1 protein-coding gene is annotated in these 1,066 nt (G+C 67.7%); it reads left to right on the top strand.

The features are described 5' to 3' along the window. On the top strand, nt 1-1,066 hold a 1,066-nt coding region (locus MOV75_RS39385), incomplete at both ends, for a condensation domain-containing protein (protein ID WP_247008239.1).

Here is a 1,066-nt window from a genome sequence, read left to right on the forward strand (position 1 = left end):
CGCTACAGAGCTTCCGCGGCAGCCGTTCGGCGCTCGCGCTCGATGCGGAGTTGGTGGTGAAGCTCCGGGCGCTGGCGCGCCAGGAAGGCGCGACGCTGTTCATGGTGCTGCTGGCGGGCTTCCAGGCGGTGCTGTCGCGCTGGAGCGGCCAGGACGACGTGGTGGTGGGGACGCCGATCGCGGGCCGGACGCGGCGCGAGCTGGAAGGGCTGATCGGCTTCTTCGCCAACACGCTTGCGATGCGCACGGACCTTTCGGGCGATCCGACCTTTCGCGAGCTGCTCCTGCGCGTGAAGGAGTCGGCGCTGGGCGCCTATGAGCACCAGGACCTGCCGTTCGAGCGGCTTGTGCAGGAGCTGCAGCCGGCGCGCGATCTCGCCCGTCATCCCGTCTTTCAGACCATGTTTGCGTTGCATATTGATCGAGGGAAGGGTTTCGAATTCGCTGGCCTGCGATCGAGCCGTGTGCCGCGCAACGACCCGCCGGCACAATTCGATGTCTCTCTGCGGCTGCGGGAGACCGTGACCGGACTGCAAGGCGCGTTCGAATACGCGACGGATATTTACGATGTATCGACGATCGAGCGCCTTGCGGAACGTTGGCGGGTGCTGTTGGAGGCGATTGCTGCCGATCCCGACGCGCGACTATCCGAGCTTGCGATGCTGCCGGAGGCGGAGCGGCGGCAATTGGTGGAGGAGTGGAACGAGACGTGTTCGGCCTATCCGTCGGAGGCATGCCTGCACGATCTGGTGACGGCGCAGGCCATGCGAACGCCGGATGCGGTCGCGGTGATCGATGGCGGGCGCCAGCTGAGCTACGCGGAGATCGAACGGCGGGCCAACCGGCTGGCGCATCATCTGCGCGGGCTCGGGGTCGGCGCCGAGAGCATCGTCGGCGTCTGCGTCGAGCGCTCCGCGGAGATGGTGATCGGACTGTTGGGGATCCTGAAGGCGGGCGGGGCCTACCTGCCGCTCGACCCGGCCTATCCGGTCGAGCGTCTCGGCTACATGCTGTCGGACGCCGGCGCAGGGATCGTGGTGACGCAGGCCGCGGCCGAGGCGCGTCT

It is taken from the genome of Bradyrhizobium sp. PRIMUS42 (genome assembly GCF_023006515.1).
Classification (GTDB): Bacteria; Pseudomonadota; Alphaproteobacteria; order Rhizobiales; family Xanthobacteraceae; genus Bradyrhizobium.